Genomic DNA, 14,645 nt, shown 5'->3' with positions numbered 1-14,645 from the left:
CATCATTAAGCAACATAGCTAAATTGAAGATTTTATTCAAACATAAACTCTTCAATTTTAATTGCTTGGATATCCCATGTAAATTCCTTAGCCTTAAGACGATTTTTATCGAAAATTATTTCGGCTTCTTCTTGATATTTATTTAAGACTAGCTCTAAGGTTTTATTCATACTTCGCGCATCAGACTCGCAAAATTTTATATGGTTTTGAAATTTTTCATAGTTAGGAAACTTAGTCGAAATAATAATTTTCCCCGTAGCCAAATACTCTAGAATTTTCGAGGGAAAGTTATTCGCATTTTCTGGTAAATGCATATTTCTAGGGTTTATAAAAACATGTGCTTCACTAAGTAATTGTTGGTACTCTTGTCGACTCAAAAAGCCACGATATTCTATGCGTTCATCAAGTTTAGACAAAGCCTGTATAGCTGATACTAACTCCCCGCGCCCACTGAAAATAAAGCGAACATCTTGCCTTTGACATTGTTTAATCATATCTAAGAAAATATCTATGCCCGTTACCTGATTTATTAGGCCAGCGTACACTACTTTTTTTACATTGTTATTGCGATTTAAAGTAATTTTAGCAAATTCATTCCAAGATATTCCGCCTTCCAACAAAAAAGTTTTCTGCGCTGAATATTTATTTTGCAAAGTTTTAGACAAAAATATTAACCCAGAATAAGCACATAATTGTTTAGTGTATAACCATAATATAAACTTGCGTAAAAGATTCTCTTCTTTTTGGTAATCATCAAAATCTGCAACAATTAAATATGTTTTAACCCCTAATAATTTTCCCCATATATTTACCAAAAAGCTAATATGTAAGTGATTATACAATAAGATTGCATCACAATTTTTCCCCATACGCCATAATTTAAGATAATAAGAAAAAACCGCTTGTATTTTAGCAATCTTAGTGTTAGCAATAACAGCTTCAATTTTTTGTTTATGCAGTTCCGATTTTAAAGTATCGAGATAATCGCTCGGGATTGGCATCCCAATATATGATAAAATTGTTGTTTGATTATTCTTACTTAGATTATTAAGTAAATTTCCTTGAAAAATATTTGCCGCTTGTGAGCTACTTTCGATTTTGGCAATTGCTATCTCCGGTAAATAGGTTCCTAAAAACAATATTCTTCTCACTTAATTAGCCTCATCAACATTTTCTAAATACCATTTATAAGCCATCTGCAAACCAGTTATTAGCTCAATTTTAGCCTGCCAACCTAAAGTTTTTAAATAGCTGACATCATTTATTTTTACCATTGTCCCATCTGGTTTAGTCGTATCAAACTCTAGTTGACCTTCAAAACCAACAACCTTAGCCATAGCTTCAGCTAATTCTTTAATAGTAATGCCTATCCCGGTTCCAATATTAACAATTTTATCATCGCTGTAGCTATTCATTAAATACACACAAGCTGCCGCTAAATCATCCGCATACAAAAACTCACGTATCGGCTTGCCTGTACCCCAGACTACGACCTTATCTTGCTTATTTACTTTAGCCTCATGAAATTTCCGCATCAATGCTGGCAAAACATGCGAGCTATTTAAGTCAAAATTATCATTAGGCCCATACAAATTAGTCGGCATAACCGATATAAAGTCAGTCCCATACTGCTTGTTATACGCTTGGCACATTTTTATCCCGGCAATTTTAGCAATCGCATAGGCATCATTAGTAGGCTCAAGCTCCCCGGTTAGCAAATATTCTTCTTTAATAGGTTGCGGACAATTTTTAGGATAAATACAAGAACTACCCAAAAACAATAATTTTTTTACCTGGTATTTATGTGCTAAAGAAATGATATTATTTTGGATACTCAAATTGCTATAAATAAAATCAGCTGGATAAGTAGAATTAGCTAAAATACCACCTACCTTGGCCGCCGCTAAAAAAACATATTCTGGCCTTTCGCAAGCAAAAAACTCTTCTACCGCAGCTTGATTTTGCAAATCCATTTGTGCATGAGTCCGATAAACTAAATTAGTATAACCTTGTGCTAGTAGCTCTCTTACTAATGCAGAACCTACTAAGCCCCGATGTCCCGCGATATATATTTTACTATCTTTTTGCATGTTTTCACCTTATTACTATTATTTAATACCCCAGCTAAAAACCGCTGGGGTATTATTAATTTTATTCGTTATATTGTTTAACATCAAAGCCATGTTGCTCACAAAGCACGTCACGTTTAGCGCTATTGATATCTTCCCGCACCATCATCGTTACCAACTCCTGCAAGGGTGTCTCTGGTTTCCAGCCTAATTTTTGTTGCGCTTTAGTAGCATCCCCTAACAACAACTCTACTTCTGTAGGGCGGAAATAGCGCGGATCAACTTCTACCAATACCCGTCCATCTTGATCTAAGCCTTTTTCATTTACCCCTTCACCTTGCCAAGTAATTTGAATTCCAGCTTCAGCAAATGCTAGGCTTACAAATTCTCTTACTTCATGCGTTTCGCCTGTTGCAATTACAAAGTCTTCAGGCTTTTCTTGTTGAAGCATCAACCACATTGCTTGTACATAATCTTTAGCAAAACCCCAGTCCCGTTTTGCACTCAAGTTACCTAAGTATAATTTATCTTGCAATCCTAGTTTTATTCTAGCTACAGCTCGAGTTATTTTCCGTGTAACAAAGGTTTCTCCACGCAAAGGTGACTCATGATTGAACAAAATACCGTTACAAGCATACATATTATAGGCTTCACGATAATTTACGGTAATCCAGTATGCATATAACTTAGCCACAGCATAAGGACTGCGCGGATAAAAAGGCGTGGTTTCTTTTTGAGGAGTTTCTTGTACTAGACCATATAACTCACTGGTAGAGGCTTGGTAAAATCTAGTTTTTTCTTGCAAACCTAAAATTCGAATTGCCTCTAAAATTCTCAAAGTACCCAAAGCATCAGAATTCGCCGTATACTCTGGCGTATCAAAAGATACTTGCACATGACTTTGTGCTGCCAAGTTGTATATTTCGTCTGGTTGTACTTGTTGAATTATTCTAATTAAATTAGTGGCATCTGTTAAGTCGCCATAATGCAAGAAAAATTTAACATCTTTTTCATGTAAATCTTTGTACAAATGATCAATTCTATCTGTATTAAATTGTGATGAGCGACGTTTAATTCCATGAACAATATAGCCTTTAGCTAATAAAAGTTCTGCTAAGTACGCCCCATCTTGTCCTGTTATTCCTGTTATTAGTGCTGTTTTTTGCATAATAGTACTCCTTAAATGTTAATTTCCTCATAAAGATCTATATATTTTCTAGCAACATGTTCTATAGTAAAATTTTCTACAACTTTTCGTCTAGCATTAACTTCATATTGTGCCAAATTATCTGCTAAAAGTATTCTTAATAGACATTTACCTAATTCTATAGCGTCATAAGGTTTCGCCAAATAGCCATTGCTACCATTTACAATTAAGTCACTCATTCCACCTATATCAAATGCAACTACTGGTCTACCACAAGCCAGAGATTCCATTACAGTATTCGGTAAATTCTCGGATTTAGAAGGTGCAACAAAAACATCTGCACTAGAATAAACAAGTGCCAATGTATAATCATCATTAACTTTCCCCAAATAGTTTATTGGAACTCCAAAATTTTCTGGAGTCAAAGGTTTGTCAGAACCAAAAATCAAAATTTCAAAATCTAAATTTCCGCAATTAGTTTTTAAATATTTTAGGGCATCCTTTAAATAATTATAACCTTTGTTTTCATCTGCAGTACTACTAATAGCCCCAAAACAAATTATTTTTTTGTTTTCAGGCAAATTCAATATTTCTCGCGCAATTTTTTTTTCTATCGGTTTATATATACTTGTATCAATACCATTAGGAATAACAACGATTCTTTTATTATTCATCAGCGAACTATTTTGGGCACATTTAGCCAACCAATTACTAGGAGCAACTACTGTCATATCAAGTATTTCATATATTGCTTTTTTCTTTTTCCAAAATGTTTTCGCTAAATTAAATAACTTTTTATTTTTTAACATAGCACACTTTTCACAATTATGTTCATACTCTAAACAATAATATGGTATATGACATCCACCCGTAAAAGCCCACGAATCATGTAGAGTCCAAATGTATTTTTTCTTAAAATCCAATTCTTCTAACCTGAAAAATCCTCCATTAATCCAGTGTAAATTTACAATATCAAAATTATTAGATTTAATGTATTTCCTTAAAGTTGGGTTAGGGATAATATTTAGACTAAATGGCTTTGATAGTTTCGTTTGAAATATTTTTTTGAATCCGTTTTCTAAGTGTGGTGCAAAAAGAGATCTAATCTTACCGATATATCTATCATCATCTTGAACCCAATAGTCACCTAAAGTTTTCTTTTGCACATATAATCGGCTATCTATATTATTTTTCACAAATTCTTTTTGCAATCTACACGCTGATCTAGCAGCTCCACCACCAGAGTCAAATGTGCTTAGTTGTAATATCTTCATCTTACCCAAAATCCATTCATCGCTTCGCGAAATTTTTGCAAATCCCAATCTCTCACAACATATCTAGGAATCTGCTTGCAGTCTGTCCATCTGTGAACTTGTCCCCTAAAATTAGACGCCACATTTGTAAAACCCAAATCTGTTAATATGCGAATTGTATCTTTATTATAATCATTATTTCCACCAAAAGGATACGAAAAAACTTTAATTTCCTTGCTCAAAACTTCTTCCAAATAACTTTTACTACCAGATATTTCTTGCATCTGAGTTTTATAATTCTGAGAAGATAGTGCTGTATGAGTAATAGTGTGTGCCCCTATCGTAATGTATTTACTTTTTGATAAAGAAATCAATTGCTCCTTAGTCATGCCTAGTGCATCTACTTCAATTTCACTTGTTTTAAATAGTTTTTGAAGATTACTTAAATATACTTCTCGCCTATTCTTTTCTAATTTTTTCAGGACTGGATGTATCTTATTGTGTATAACAATTAAATCGTTTCTGTCACAAATTTTTTTTCTAAAAACTAAATCTTCTACTTCTATTTCAATGCATTCGCCATATATTTCCGAACCCATTATGATACTTTCCAATTTATCCCACCAAAAAATTTGCCTATTAGCAATCATATCTGTGCTTATAAATATAGTAGCCGGAATCTTTAATTCTTCTAAAATCGGCAAAGCATTTAAATAATTATCCATATAACCATCATCAAAAGTTATAGCTACGCATCTTTTGTTTCTTATTTTACCAACATCTTCAAAGTTTACTATTGTATAGTTATCCTTTAAAAACTTCATTTGTAAATAAAATTTTTCTGGTGTAACTGCCAATTGATGAATATCACTGTTTAGATTATTCACACGATGATAAAGCAATACTATATCAGGTGTGTCTATAATGTTGAAAATTATATTTCTTGTTTTTTTAATCTTTTTATAAATTGCTCTTAACATAATATTAACCACTCTTCTTAGCAACAATACCTATTGTAATTTGATAATTGTTATCTTCTTTATCTAATAATTGAGGTTCCGGCAAATCTTCTACCGCAATTCCCTGCAAAAAAGCAATCCCTGCTAATACATTGCCATAAATGAACACTTGAACATTTTCTACACCAAAAACTTCACTAATCATTCTGCCGATACTTTTATCAGTAAAACGCCAATAGTCACCCCATCTATCCATATCATATCGACTTATTTGTGTCAAACCTGCCACAGTAACAAGCAAAACACCATCTTTTTTCAAAATTCTATGACTTCCTTCGATAGCTTTCTTTACATCATAAATAAAATTATATGTTTGTGTACAAATGAAACAATCAACTTTTTCAGTTGGAAGGCTATCTGGCTTAGATAAATCAGCTACAATTGTTGCCAAATCACTAGGAACCGCATTTAATATTTCAATTCTACTAACTTTTTCGCCATATTTTTTAGTATAATACGGTTCTGCAACTTCTAAAACCGTTCCTTTAACAAAATGCTTTTGGCTATTTAAAAATTTTTCTATATAATATCGATCTATAGGGGTCCCTCTATCCATACCAAAAACAGAACTAATAGGAGTATTTATTTGTAAACTATTAAAAACAACTTGATTTCTAAATATTTTTTTCAGAAAATTGATCACAATTTACTTCACCCCTTATAGCAAAAATATTTAATTGGCAATCAAAAACACCTTGATTTTTTTCCACAAATGGTGAATCTACTGTAGCTATATCTTGTATTTTAATTCTAAACCCTGATTGCTTAATTATTCTTAATATTTCTGGCAAACATTGTTCTTTATCCATTTCCGAATGATATTCAATAAATAATGTGTTCACCTTATAAAGCAAATCATTTATTCGTGGTAAAACAATTCGTTCTGCTCCTTCAATATCAATTTTCAAAAAATCAATTCTATCATATTTATCTAATATTTTTTTCGCATCAACTGCTACTACTTCAATTTTTTTATGAGTACCTTCATCTGTTATTCTGCCTCCATCTGCCCCTTCTGAATCAAAATACAACTTCGTATTCTTATCCCATACTGCATTATTTAACAAAAATACATTACTAAATCCTCTAACATTTTGTTCTAAATATTTAAAGATTTTCGCATCTGCCTCATAAGCTTCTACAATGGCTTCTGGATATAGCGTTTTAAAATATAAAATACTCAAACCTATATTTGCTCCCATATCTATTATTACTGGTTTTTCAGACACTGACTTAAATTTATATATTTGCTTTACAAAAAGTTCTTCATATGTAGATAAAAAGCTAGCAACATCAGGGACTAAAAATGTTGGCTGATTTTTATCAAACTTTATAAGTTTGTCTTTATAACGAGGATAACCCGAGTTTTCAGAAAATAATATCGATAAGCTTCGGTAACTTTTGCAAGTTAAAAACTTATAGATATGCTTTGCTGGATAGTACCAAACCGGCTTTATTAATCCATTCATTGTTTTTCTTCCTTTTTACTAAATATCTAAAATTTTCACAGACGCAAATCGCTCTCTCATTTTATAAAAACCTTCAACGCTCATACTGTTTTCTTTAATAACTGTTTTAAAATTATTTTTAATAATATCCCTAGCAATAAAATATTTTTTAGGCAATATAAATAATTGAAATAACCTGAAATTATAAAAACTTAGACAATCCCCACTAATAAATAATTTTCGTTCTTTAAAGTCAAACAAAATACCTTTATCAAAATTTCCGAAATCAGAATTAGATAATTTTTCTTGTTTACTAATAATATCTAGACCATCATTAAATATTTTATTTATTTTATCAGAAGTACTCAAGCTGAAATTGCTAATACTTTCTTTTCTTATCGCTGCTACTCTACTTTCAAAATCATATTCATGTTTAAGTCTATATATGATATTGTTGTTATTTATAGATATTTTCATGTTATTTAGAATCAAAAGAATTTGTCGCAATGAAACATTCGCGTTGTTTTGAATTTGCAAAAACATTTGATAAAAATATGCATTCCACATTAGAATTAGATTATAATAAGTTTTACTATCTAATTGTTCTTCTATTATGTCTTCACTTATAGCAAAAAGCTTTTTAATATTATCAACAGTATGAAAATACTTTATATACGCTAAATCTTTTTTTGAAATAATTATACTTTCATGCCAAAAACAATATTCAGAGTTTGGAGCATTTCTTATTATTTCCTCTATGCAGTTTTTTTTTAAACTATATTCATTTAAATCATCTAGCACAATCATAATATCTATATCTGAAATACCTGGAAATTTTATTGAACCGAACTGATAAACCCCAAAAATAAATGATTTTTTTTTCAAATTTTCAACAATATATTCTATACAGATATCATAATCAGCATCATCCAACTTTTTTAAATCATAAATAATATTCATTTTTTATCCTTTCTATATAATCAAAGAAATAAAGAAAATCCTCTTTTCTTACTTTATCGATACCTTCTAAATTATATACCTTAATCGTAGGCATAAATTTTCTAGAAATAAATTCCATCATATTTCTGTTGTCCAAAAATTTAAATATTTCATTAAAAAAACAGCAACTTTTATAAGTAGGTGTTTTATCCCACTTAATTCTAATGTAGCTAGCCCAATCTAATACTATCTGCGCCTTTTCATCTAAGATTTCATTCGAACGCCGTATAGCCTCAGATTTTGAAATAATCTCTCCCCTTACTTGAAAAGTCAATGGAATTAATAATGATATAGCAGATATTAGGTTTTTCAAGCTATATAAATTGCATTTATTTGCAAATAATTTTTCAGTTTCACTTTTTCCTTCATTTATTATACAATCAAAAATATTTAAAAATCCTTCCATAGAGACTTTTTCTTCTACCGATAATTTTAAACTAACGTTATCTTTTCCAATAGCTATACATTCTCTAAAAACTGCTATAGGCATTATGCTTTGATTATAATTAGACAAATCATACTCTGTAAAAATCCAGTGTCCATGATGTTGTAGCGAATCTATGAGCTGATATGTCTTGTTTAATCCACTTAAAATCTTCTTTACATTTTTAAAATTCTCAAAACTAGAAAAAACTTCTTTTTTTAATATAATAATATCATCAATATCCGAAAACGCTGTTTGCGTTTCATCCGCATAGCTTCCGTGTATAAAATAATAAAAATATTTATTATTATTATATTTTTTTTCGAAAATATCAAATGGGAAAAACGTTTTCCCACTTTTTTCTATCTCTAAACATAATTCTTTTTTAAACTCTCTCTTATTTTTAAATTCATCGATAGTTTTAATCAAGTTATTAATTTCTAAATATATTTCTTTTTCAGACATCTCTCTCTGCTTATACCTAATTTTTTTTAATGTCCTTGGCAAAAAATATGATTTTTTAGTTATACAATCATTAAAATAAATATTGCATAACCTATTTATTTCATTTATTAATTCTATCTCATTATTTTTACACATTTTTTCTCCATTCAGTTGAAGTTATTATAATCTACATATTTCATCATTGCAGTTTATTAATTTGCTAATTAATAATATTTCTTGGATGGTTAGTTTTTTACACAATAAAAATTACAGACTAACTAAAATTTTTTTCAATTTATTTTTTATTCTTTTCCATAATGTTAATCTATTATCATGAAAAAACTTTTTAAAAATAATATATCCTTCATAACTCTCTGCAATAACTAATGGTAGATATTTAAGCTCATCAGACAACTTAGTAGTTAAATATTTGTTATCTGCTTGACAGTGAACTCCTGAACCATCCAAGCCAATGTTTTTTGTCATCGATTCATTTGGATGAAGTATTAGCCCATCTTTTAAAAACATTATAGCACTCCAAAACACAGCCCATGTATATATTTTCCCGTCAATATTATCTAAAACCTGCCCCCATATATTCTCTTCATTGTCAAAATTAAATTTTTTAATTTTGACACTATCAAAATTTTTTACCAATTTATCTGGATTACGTTCAAAGTAAGCCCATGCCCTTGACCAAGTAGCCCAGCCCCAACAATTCCCTTTTTTAAGAAAAAATGGAGTTGAGAGACTTTTATTATCAATAGGATACAAATACCCTCCAATAGTCATAACTTTTTCTTCATCTTTGTAAACTTCTAAGGCATCATTCATATACTTTAAAAACCATTTTGAAGTCACTATATCATCTTCTAAGACAATAATTCGCCCATACTTGTTCACAACCTCTGTGACACCGTTAATTATACTATTAGCCAATCCTTAGTTAGTTTTTTGCTCTATTATTTTTACACTTTTAAATCCAGTAATGCTCTTTATATATTTTCTTACTTCTTGCACTTTTTCTTCAGCTTGAGCATTTTTCGCCGCATCCGCATAAATAATAAGTTCGCTTTCAGCTGCATATACATTCTTTTGCAAGGCTTCTACTGTTTGCTGCGTATGCCAAGGCCGATTGTAAACAAATAGCACAATTGGCGCAAATCTTTCATGTTTAAGATTTTCCACTGAGATATATTCTTCATTAATTGTACCCATATTTAATTATTTCCTACCCTCTATATTTTATTTTCCGTTTTTCAAAATTTACATTTAATTATATCATTTTATCGCTTTTTTTCCTATATATAACCTTCAATTAACAAGAAAAAAGATAGTTAATAGCTATTTATTAGATCTTGCAATCTAACCTTAGAAGTGTCTTGCTTACGCTATTAACTATCTTTTTCTTATTTAATTTTTTCATTTAGCAAATTGCTTAGTCTATTGATTACTTCAGTTAGCATATCTAGTTTACGCTCCATGCGCAATAATAGATACCAACTCAGTGCCATAGGAAAGCCGAAGTTTGCGATAATACTCAGCAAATCCGTCTCTTGCATAGGCATCTTTCAGCAGACTAGGCTGATAACAACTGCTTATCTTTGCTAATTACGAATATTTCTTTGATTGCTGCTGGTTTATCGCCTTTAGCTGTTTCAATTGCCCCACTAGCAATTACAGCCTGCATCACCGCTTCTACTTCAGCTTTAGTCAAGTTTTCTTTCGGATCATTGACCATTAACGATAAACTTTTGCCAGCTACAGTTTTAAACACCATTTGCAAACTTTGCGCCATCTGCTTACCCTCCTTTCTTAATTTTTACCCCTAAGCTTAGGCTAAAGTGCCCGCATCATGCCGAACTACTTTAGCAATATCTGGCTTAAAGAGTTTAGCTAACTCTAAAGCTACAGTATGTACTGCTTCATCAGAAACTGATTCCGCAATATTATTGTAGCCATAAGCCTTATACTTAGGTAGTCCATTAGCTAAGGTTCCAACTTGCACGAGCAAGCTTAAGCTGGATTTTTCACAAACTTTTTCAACTGCCATCTGCTCACCTCCTTTCTGTGTTTAGAATACACCTAAAGTAAGTTTGCAAACGCCAAGTTTCCGACAAGCTAAAAGCCAATATATTTAGCTACTTGATAACACACTTCATTGTGCCAGCGCTGAATTGTCCGCTCGGATACATGGAGTTGGTATGCCAAACCAGCTGTGGTATAGTGCTTGTTTTGTCCATATTTTAATTGCATAAACCTTTGTAATTCTGGCGTTAAATCCGCCAAAGCCAAAGTAATCCCTTCCGTAACTAGTCTTAGTCTTTGCCAAACAATACTATTTAAGTCCGTATGCTTATCTAAATCTTGCAAAGTTTGTAAATTTCTTTGATAATTAGCTAACTCAAATTCTATATAATTTTTTTGTACACTATTCATCTACTCACCTATAACTGCTTAATTTTTAGATAATCTTCTAGCCCAGTCAGTAAGGCTTGCACAAAACTTTGTTGTTTAGTACATAATAAATTTTCTTCATAAGGATTACTGATAAATGCCAATTCCACTAAAACCGCAGGTGCCTGTGTAAAAGTTAGCACATAAAAATTAGCTGTCTTAACCCCACGATTTCGCAATTGCAAAGTTGCAACTAACGCCTGTTGCAAACATACTGCCAGTAACTCGCCATCATTACTTTCTTCATAATAATAGCACTCAGTTCCTTGAGCCTGCCTATTGCCATGCGCATTAGCGTGTAAACTAATAAATAGTTCTGGTTCATAGGCATTGGCCTGTTGACATACTACCTCTAAGTCATCTAATTGTAAGAATTGTACTTGGTGTCCGCGCTTTAATAGTTCCTGTTCAAACAATTGTGATATTTGCCGACAAACAGTAGCCTCAAACGTACCGCGGCTGCCAATTGCCCCTGGATCAACTTCACTATGCCCTGCATTAATTGTTATTTTCATTTTTTAATTTAAAACCTCCAATATTCCCTGTTTTCTTGATTTTAATTAGTCATTTTGCTAAGTTAAACTTATTCAATTTGTGTTTAAAATTATTGCCCTAACGCAGTTTCCACCCTTACTAAACTCCTTAATTGTTGATAGACTTTTTTAAACTGTGCCGCTTGAATTCCTATATTTCACTCTGGCAAAGATTAAGATAACCTACCTTGGGCTTATTACTTACAACAGTAATTTCACCAATTAGATTTTTGCTAGGGATTCAAGTTAATAATTGTGCTTACCCAAGTACATTACATCTTAGTTGGCAAAGCTTGGGTAACTGTTAAAATCAATTCCTGATATTCGAATATCTGCCTTAGTATTAGTTCGAAACTGCATTATTAGCTCCTGTATCATCTTCTCTCCCTCCTTTGCAATTTGTTTTAAAAAAGTCTCTCTACCTATAAGCCTTCTCCAAGCTAAAAATTAACCCCCTTATCAAAATATTTTCTTAATTTAGCCAAAGCGCGGTCACGCCGATGAGATATCGCGGCTTCACTAACGCCCAAAACATGGGCAATTTCACGCAAAGAAATATTTTCCAAATAAATTTTTTCGATTAATTTTCTTTGTGTTGGTTCAAGTTTTTCTAAAATATTTTCTATTAATTGCTTAACTTCTCTATTTATTACAAGATTTTCAACCAATTGATATTCAGTTGCTATGTTATGTTGGTTCTCACAATAACTAGTATGTCTTCGAGTCTCAGCATGATCATTATTGTACTCTTGTCGATTTAATTCTTGGATATATTCTGCCCAATAGTCTTCCACCCTAAATTCTTGCATTTTGCCTACACAAAAATTGTACTTAACTGTTTTCATGATTGTCCCTCCCAATATAAAAATAAAAAAAAGCTGCCTCGCCTAAGGTTAATGTCCTTAGCAAGACAACTTTTAACTGTATTATATTGCAAATCGAGAAAAAGTAAAGTCCTAATTTAAAAAATTATTTAAAATTAAATTTATTGTAATCTACTCTTTCGCATGTATCGTTTTCTCCACCTATGCCTATATTATATATCTTAATGCCCTTATCCTTAAAATAACTTGTAACTAATCTCCACTTCCGTAAAGTCTGATAATTAGCATACATTAGCTCCTCATTACTTCTACTGTCTATGCAAATTTCTTCGTAAAAATGAGCTTCACGTTTTTTTAAATACCAATCACAGTCACAACCTAAAAAATAAATTTCCTTAAATCCCATATATACACAGTTGCAAATAGCCGAATATATTACCCCATCCATAAATGAATTAGCCTTACTGATATCTTCATTAATCTCACTTTTATTTGACAACCCTATGCTTTTCTTCCCCAATATATAGTATATTTCATTATCAGATAAAAATCTTGATTTTTCAATATAGGCAGAAGCATCGGCATTAAGAAAAATGATTGTTTTACTATCATTAAAAGTTTTGCTAACTTCCGTAAAATAATTGTCTGGATAAAATTCGGATTTTTCACCATAACTCTCTAATGCTTTTAACGGTTCTATAAACCCATAAAATTTAATATTTATTTCTTTTATTTCTTCATGCTTGTGTAAACTATTAACCGCATATGTGAATTCGTTTTTTAACTTTTTCAAATCCATATATTTTATTGATGAGCCATTACCTATAATAAAGCACCTTTCTCCTAAATATTTATTTTCAATTTTTTTATTTTCAACTAGAATATCCTTATATTTATATTCGAAATACAGTGTTTTTAGTTTGTCATATATTTTGCTCTTTTTTATATTCAAAATATTTCTTTTCACAAATTTATTTATCACAACATGCTCCTTATTTATACTTTGTCAAATTTAACTGCCGTTCCGCGAGCTACATCACTTACAACTGTTTTCCCAATAAAAAATCTATAATATTTAGGACTTAATCCTAGTCCTGGCCTAATAGCCCGCATATTTTTTTCTGTAATTACTTCTCCAGCTTTAATATCTTCGATAAAATATAAACTCCTTCTAAACTGCAAACTTTTCTTCTCTTGCTCAGCAACTTGGTAACTCACCTGACCTAAGGCTTGCTTAACTTTCAATGCTTCTTCTACTAACTGCTTTAGTTCTGCTGGTTCTAAAGAAAATGCCGAATCAACTCCACCATCAGCTCTAGCTAAAGTAAAATGTCTTTCAATAACAGCTGCCCCTAAAGCTACGCTTGCTAGACTTACCCCAATACCCATTGTATGATCTGACAATCCAACCTCACAATCAAATAATTGCTTCATATGCGGAATGGTTAGTAAATTTGTCCCCTCAGGAGTTGCTGGATAGCTACTGGTGCATTTTAATAAAATAAGCTCTTTACAACCATTTTCTTTTGCCGTCTGAACTAAGTCAGCTAATTCAGCTACGGTAGTCATCCCTGTCGAGATAATAAGCGGCTTACCTGTTTTAGCTACTTTTTTTATCAATTCTAAATCGGTGTTCTCAAAAGATGCTATTTTATAGCAAGGAACCTCTAATTCTTCTAGAAAATCAACTGCTGTAGCATCAAAAGGTGTACTAAAGCCAATAATACCCAATTCTTTGCATTTATCAAAAATCGGTTTGTGCCACTGCCAAGGAGTATGCGCTTCTTGATATAAATCATATAAAGACCGTCCTGCCCACAGGCTATTTTTATCCTCGATAAAAAATTCGCCTTCAGAAATATCTAGAGTCATGGTATCAGCTGTATAGGTTTGCAACTTAATTGCATCTGCACCTGCTTTTGCGGCAGCTTCCACAATTTCCAATGCTCGTTCTAAAGACTGATTATGATTTCCCGACATTTCTGCTATTATAAAAGGTTTGTCTTTTAATTTTGAAAACATTAACTC

Annotated in this window: 19 protein-coding genes; all 19 read right to left on the bottom strand. The window is 31.5% G+C overall.

The window, feature by feature from the left end:
- Positions 1 to 32: 32 nt before the first annotated feature.
- A complete protein-coding gene (locus SUCMO_RS0102065; protein WP_019878769.1) occupies positions 33 to 1,151 on the bottom strand; it encodes a glycosyltransferase in 1,119 nt (372 codons plus the stop codon).
- On the bottom strand, positions 1,152 to 2,090 hold the full coding sequence (fcl, locus tag SUCMO_RS0102060) for a GDP-L-fucose synthase (RefSeq protein ID WP_019878767.1): 939 nt from the start codon (positions 2,088 to 2,090) through the stop codon (positions 1,152 to 1,154).
- Positions 2,091 to 2,151: 61 nt separating this feature from the next.
- Positions 2,152 to 3,237, bottom strand: a complete 1,086-nt coding sequence (gene gmd, locus SUCMO_RS0102055) for a GDP-mannose 4,6-dehydratase (protein ID WP_019878766.1) — start codon at positions 3,235 to 3,237, stop codon at positions 2,152 to 2,154.
- Between the two features lie 11 nt (positions 3,238 to 3,248).
- Positions 3,249 to 4,490, bottom strand: coding sequence for a glycosyltransferase (locus SUCMO_RS0102050; RefSeq protein WP_019878765.1), 1,242 nt, complete (start codon positions 4,488 to 4,490; stop codon positions 3,249 to 3,251).
- Positions 4,487 to 5,449, bottom strand: coding sequence for a polysaccharide deacetylase family protein (locus SUCMO_RS0102045; RefSeq protein WP_019878764.1), 963 nt, complete (start codon positions 5,447 to 5,449; stop codon positions 4,487 to 4,489). The genes SUCMO_RS0102050 and SUCMO_RS0102045 overlap by 4 nt, the downstream gene beginning before the upstream one ends.
- 4 nt (positions 5,450 to 5,453) lie before the next feature.
- Positions 5,454 to 6,044: a methyltransferase domain-containing protein gene (locus SUCMO_RS10180; protein WP_211209219.1), complete on the bottom strand. Its 591-nt coding sequence runs from the start codon at positions 6,042 to 6,044 to the stop codon at positions 5,454 to 5,456.
- 58 nt (positions 6,045 to 6,102) lie between these two features.
- Positions 6,103 to 6,957: an FkbM family methyltransferase gene (locus SUCMO_RS10890; RefSeq protein WP_019878762.1), complete on the bottom strand. Its 855-nt coding sequence runs from the start codon at positions 6,955 to 6,957 to the stop codon at positions 6,103 to 6,105.
- Positions 6,958 to 6,975: 18 nt separating this feature from the next.
- Positions 6,976 to 7,896: a hypothetical protein gene (locus SUCMO_RS0102030; RefSeq protein ID WP_019878761.1), complete on the bottom strand. Its 921-nt coding sequence runs from the start codon at positions 7,894 to 7,896 to the stop codon at positions 6,976 to 6,978.
- Positions 7,880 to 8,824: a hypothetical protein gene (locus tag SUCMO_RS0102025; protein ID WP_156819225.1), complete on the bottom strand. Its 945-nt coding sequence runs from the start codon at positions 8,822 to 8,824 to the stop codon at positions 7,880 to 7,882. Before SUCMO_RS0102025 ends, SUCMO_RS0102030 begins: the two co-directional genes overlap by 17 nt.
- A gap of 246 nt (positions 8,825 to 9,070) precedes the next feature.
- Positions 9,071 to 9,742, bottom strand: a complete 672-nt coding sequence (locus SUCMO_RS10790) for a hypothetical protein (protein ID WP_211209218.1) — start codon at positions 9,740 to 9,742, stop codon at positions 9,071 to 9,073.
- A gap of 3 nt (positions 9,743 to 9,745) precedes the next feature.
- Positions 9,746 to 10,021: a hypothetical protein gene (locus tag SUCMO_RS11460; protein WP_019878757.1), complete on the bottom strand. Its 276-nt coding sequence runs from the start codon at positions 10,019 to 10,021 to the stop codon at positions 9,746 to 9,748.
- A gap of 191 nt (positions 10,022 to 10,212) precedes the next feature.
- On the bottom strand, positions 10,213 to 10,365 hold the full coding sequence (locus SUCMO_RS11130; protein ID WP_071592799.1) for a YvrJ family protein: 153 nt from the start codon (positions 10,363 to 10,365) through the stop codon (positions 10,213 to 10,215).
- A 17-nt stretch (positions 10,366 to 10,382) separates the two neighbouring features.
- Complete coding sequence (locus SUCMO_RS0102010) at positions 10,383 to 10,601, bottom strand: DUF2922 domain-containing protein (protein ID WP_019878755.1); 219 nt, start codon at positions 10,599 to 10,601, stop codon at positions 10,383 to 10,385.
- A gap of 36 nt (positions 10,602 to 10,637) precedes the next feature.
- A complete protein-coding gene (locus tag SUCMO_RS0102005) occupies positions 10,638 to 10,856 on the bottom strand; it encodes a DUF1659 domain-containing protein (protein ID WP_019878754.1) in 219 nt (72 codons plus the stop codon).
- 68 nt (positions 10,857 to 10,924) lie between these two features.
- Entirely contained in the window at positions 10,925 to 11,242 is a 318-nt protein-coding gene (locus SUCMO_RS0102000) for a hypothetical protein (RefSeq protein ID WP_019878753.1), read from the bottom strand.
- 8 nt (positions 11,243 to 11,250) lie between these two features.
- Complete coding sequence (locus tag SUCMO_RS0101995) at positions 11,251 to 11,775, bottom strand: N-acetylmuramoyl-L-alanine amidase family protein (RefSeq protein ID WP_019878752.1); 525 nt, start codon at positions 11,773 to 11,775, stop codon at positions 11,251 to 11,253.
- 458 nt (positions 11,776 to 12,233) lie between these two features.
- Positions 12,234 to 12,638 carry an RNA polymerase sigma factor gene (locus SUCMO_RS0101985; protein WP_019878750.1) on the bottom strand — a complete coding sequence of 135 codons (405 nt, stop codon included), beginning with the start codon at positions 12,636 to 12,638 and terminating at the stop codon, positions 12,234 to 12,236.
- A gap of 124 nt (positions 12,639 to 12,762) precedes the next feature.
- Positions 12,763 to 13,599, bottom strand: a complete 837-nt coding sequence (locus tag SUCMO_RS0101980; RefSeq protein ID WP_019878749.1) for a hypothetical protein — start codon at positions 13,597 to 13,599, stop codon at positions 12,763 to 12,765.
- A 14-nt stretch (positions 13,600 to 13,613) separates the two neighbouring features.
- Positions 13,614 to 14,639, bottom strand: coding sequence for a pseudaminic acid synthase (gene pseI / locus SUCMO_RS0101975; RefSeq protein ID WP_019878748.1), 1,026 nt, complete (start codon positions 14,637 to 14,639; stop codon positions 13,614 to 13,616).
- Positions 14,640 to 14,645 lie beyond the last annotated feature (6 nt).

The sequence above is a fragment of the Succinispira mobilis DSM 6222 genome (assembly GCF_000384135.1).
Lineage (GTDB): Bacteria > Bacillota > Negativicutes > Acidaminococcales > Succinispiraceae > Succinispira > Succinispira mobilis.
Note: the sequence above shows the minus strand (reverse complement) of the source record. Positions and strands in the feature narration are given on the sequence as shown.

What these genes read in the sequence shown, in the direction of transcription:
- SUCMO_RS0101985 (WP_019878750.1), bottom strand. Translation starts at nt 12,638, where the DNA reads ATGAAAACAGTTAAGTACAATTTTTGTGTAGGCAAAATGCAAGAATTT.
- SUCMO_RS11130 (WP_071592799.1), bottom strand. Translation starts at nt 10,365, where the DNA reads ATGCAAGAGACGGATTTGCTGAGTATTATCGCAAACTTCGGCTTTCCT.
- SUCMO_RS0102010 (WP_019878755.1), bottom strand. Translation starts at nt 10,601, where the DNA reads ATGGCGCAAAGTTTGCAAATGGTGTTTAAAACTGTAGCTGGCAAAAGT.
- gmd (WP_019878766.1), bottom strand. Translation starts at nt 3,237, where the DNA reads ATGCAAAAAACAGCACTAATAACAGGAATAACAGGACAAGATGGGGCG.
- SUCMO_RS0102050 (WP_019878765.1), bottom strand. Translation starts at nt 4,490, where the DNA reads ATGAAGATATTACAACTAAGCACATTTGACTCTGGTGGTGGAGCTGCT.
- SUCMO_RS10890 (WP_019878762.1), bottom strand. Translation starts at nt 6,957, where the DNA reads ATGAATGGATTAATAAAGCCGGTTTGGTACTATCCAGCAAAGCATATC.
- SUCMO_RS0102005 (WP_019878754.1), bottom strand. Translation starts at nt 10,856, where the DNA reads ATGGCAGTTGAAAAAGTTTGTGAAAAATCCAGCTTAAGCTTGCTCGTG.
- fcl (WP_019878767.1), bottom strand. Translation starts at nt 2,090, where the DNA reads ATGCAAAAAGATAGTAAAATATATATCGCGGGACATCGGGGCTTAGTA.
- pseI (WP_019878748.1), bottom strand. Translation starts at nt 14,639, where the DNA reads ATGTTTTCAAAATTAAAAGACAAACCTTTTATAATAGCAGAAATGTCG.
- SUCMO_RS10180 (WP_211209219.1), bottom strand. Translation starts at nt 6,044, where the DNA reads ATGGATAGAGGGACCCCTATAGATCGATATTATATAGAAAAATTTTTA.
- SUCMO_RS0102045 (WP_019878764.1), bottom strand. Translation starts at nt 5,449, where the DNA reads ATGTTAAGAGCAATTTATAAAAAGATTAAAAAAACAAGAAATATAATT.
- SUCMO_RS0102025 (WP_156819225.1), bottom strand. Translation starts at nt 8,824, where the DNA reads ATGTCTGAAAAAGAAATATATTTAGAAATTAATAACTTGATTAAAACT.
- SUCMO_RS11460 (WP_019878757.1), bottom strand. Translation starts at nt 10,021, where the DNA reads ATGGGTACAATTAATGAAGAATATATCTCAGTGGAAAATCTTAAACAT.
- SUCMO_RS0102030 (WP_019878761.1), bottom strand. Translation starts at nt 7,896, where the DNA reads ATGAATATTATTTATGATTTAAAAAAGTTGGATGATGCTGATTATGAT.
- SUCMO_RS0102000 (WP_019878753.1), bottom strand. Translation starts at nt 11,242, where the DNA reads ATGAATAGTGTACAAAAAAATTATATAGAATTTGAGTTAGCTAATTAT.
- SUCMO_RS0101995 (WP_019878752.1), bottom strand. Translation starts at nt 11,775, where the DNA reads ATGAAAATAACAATTAATGCAGGGCATAGTGAAGTTGATCCAGGGGCA.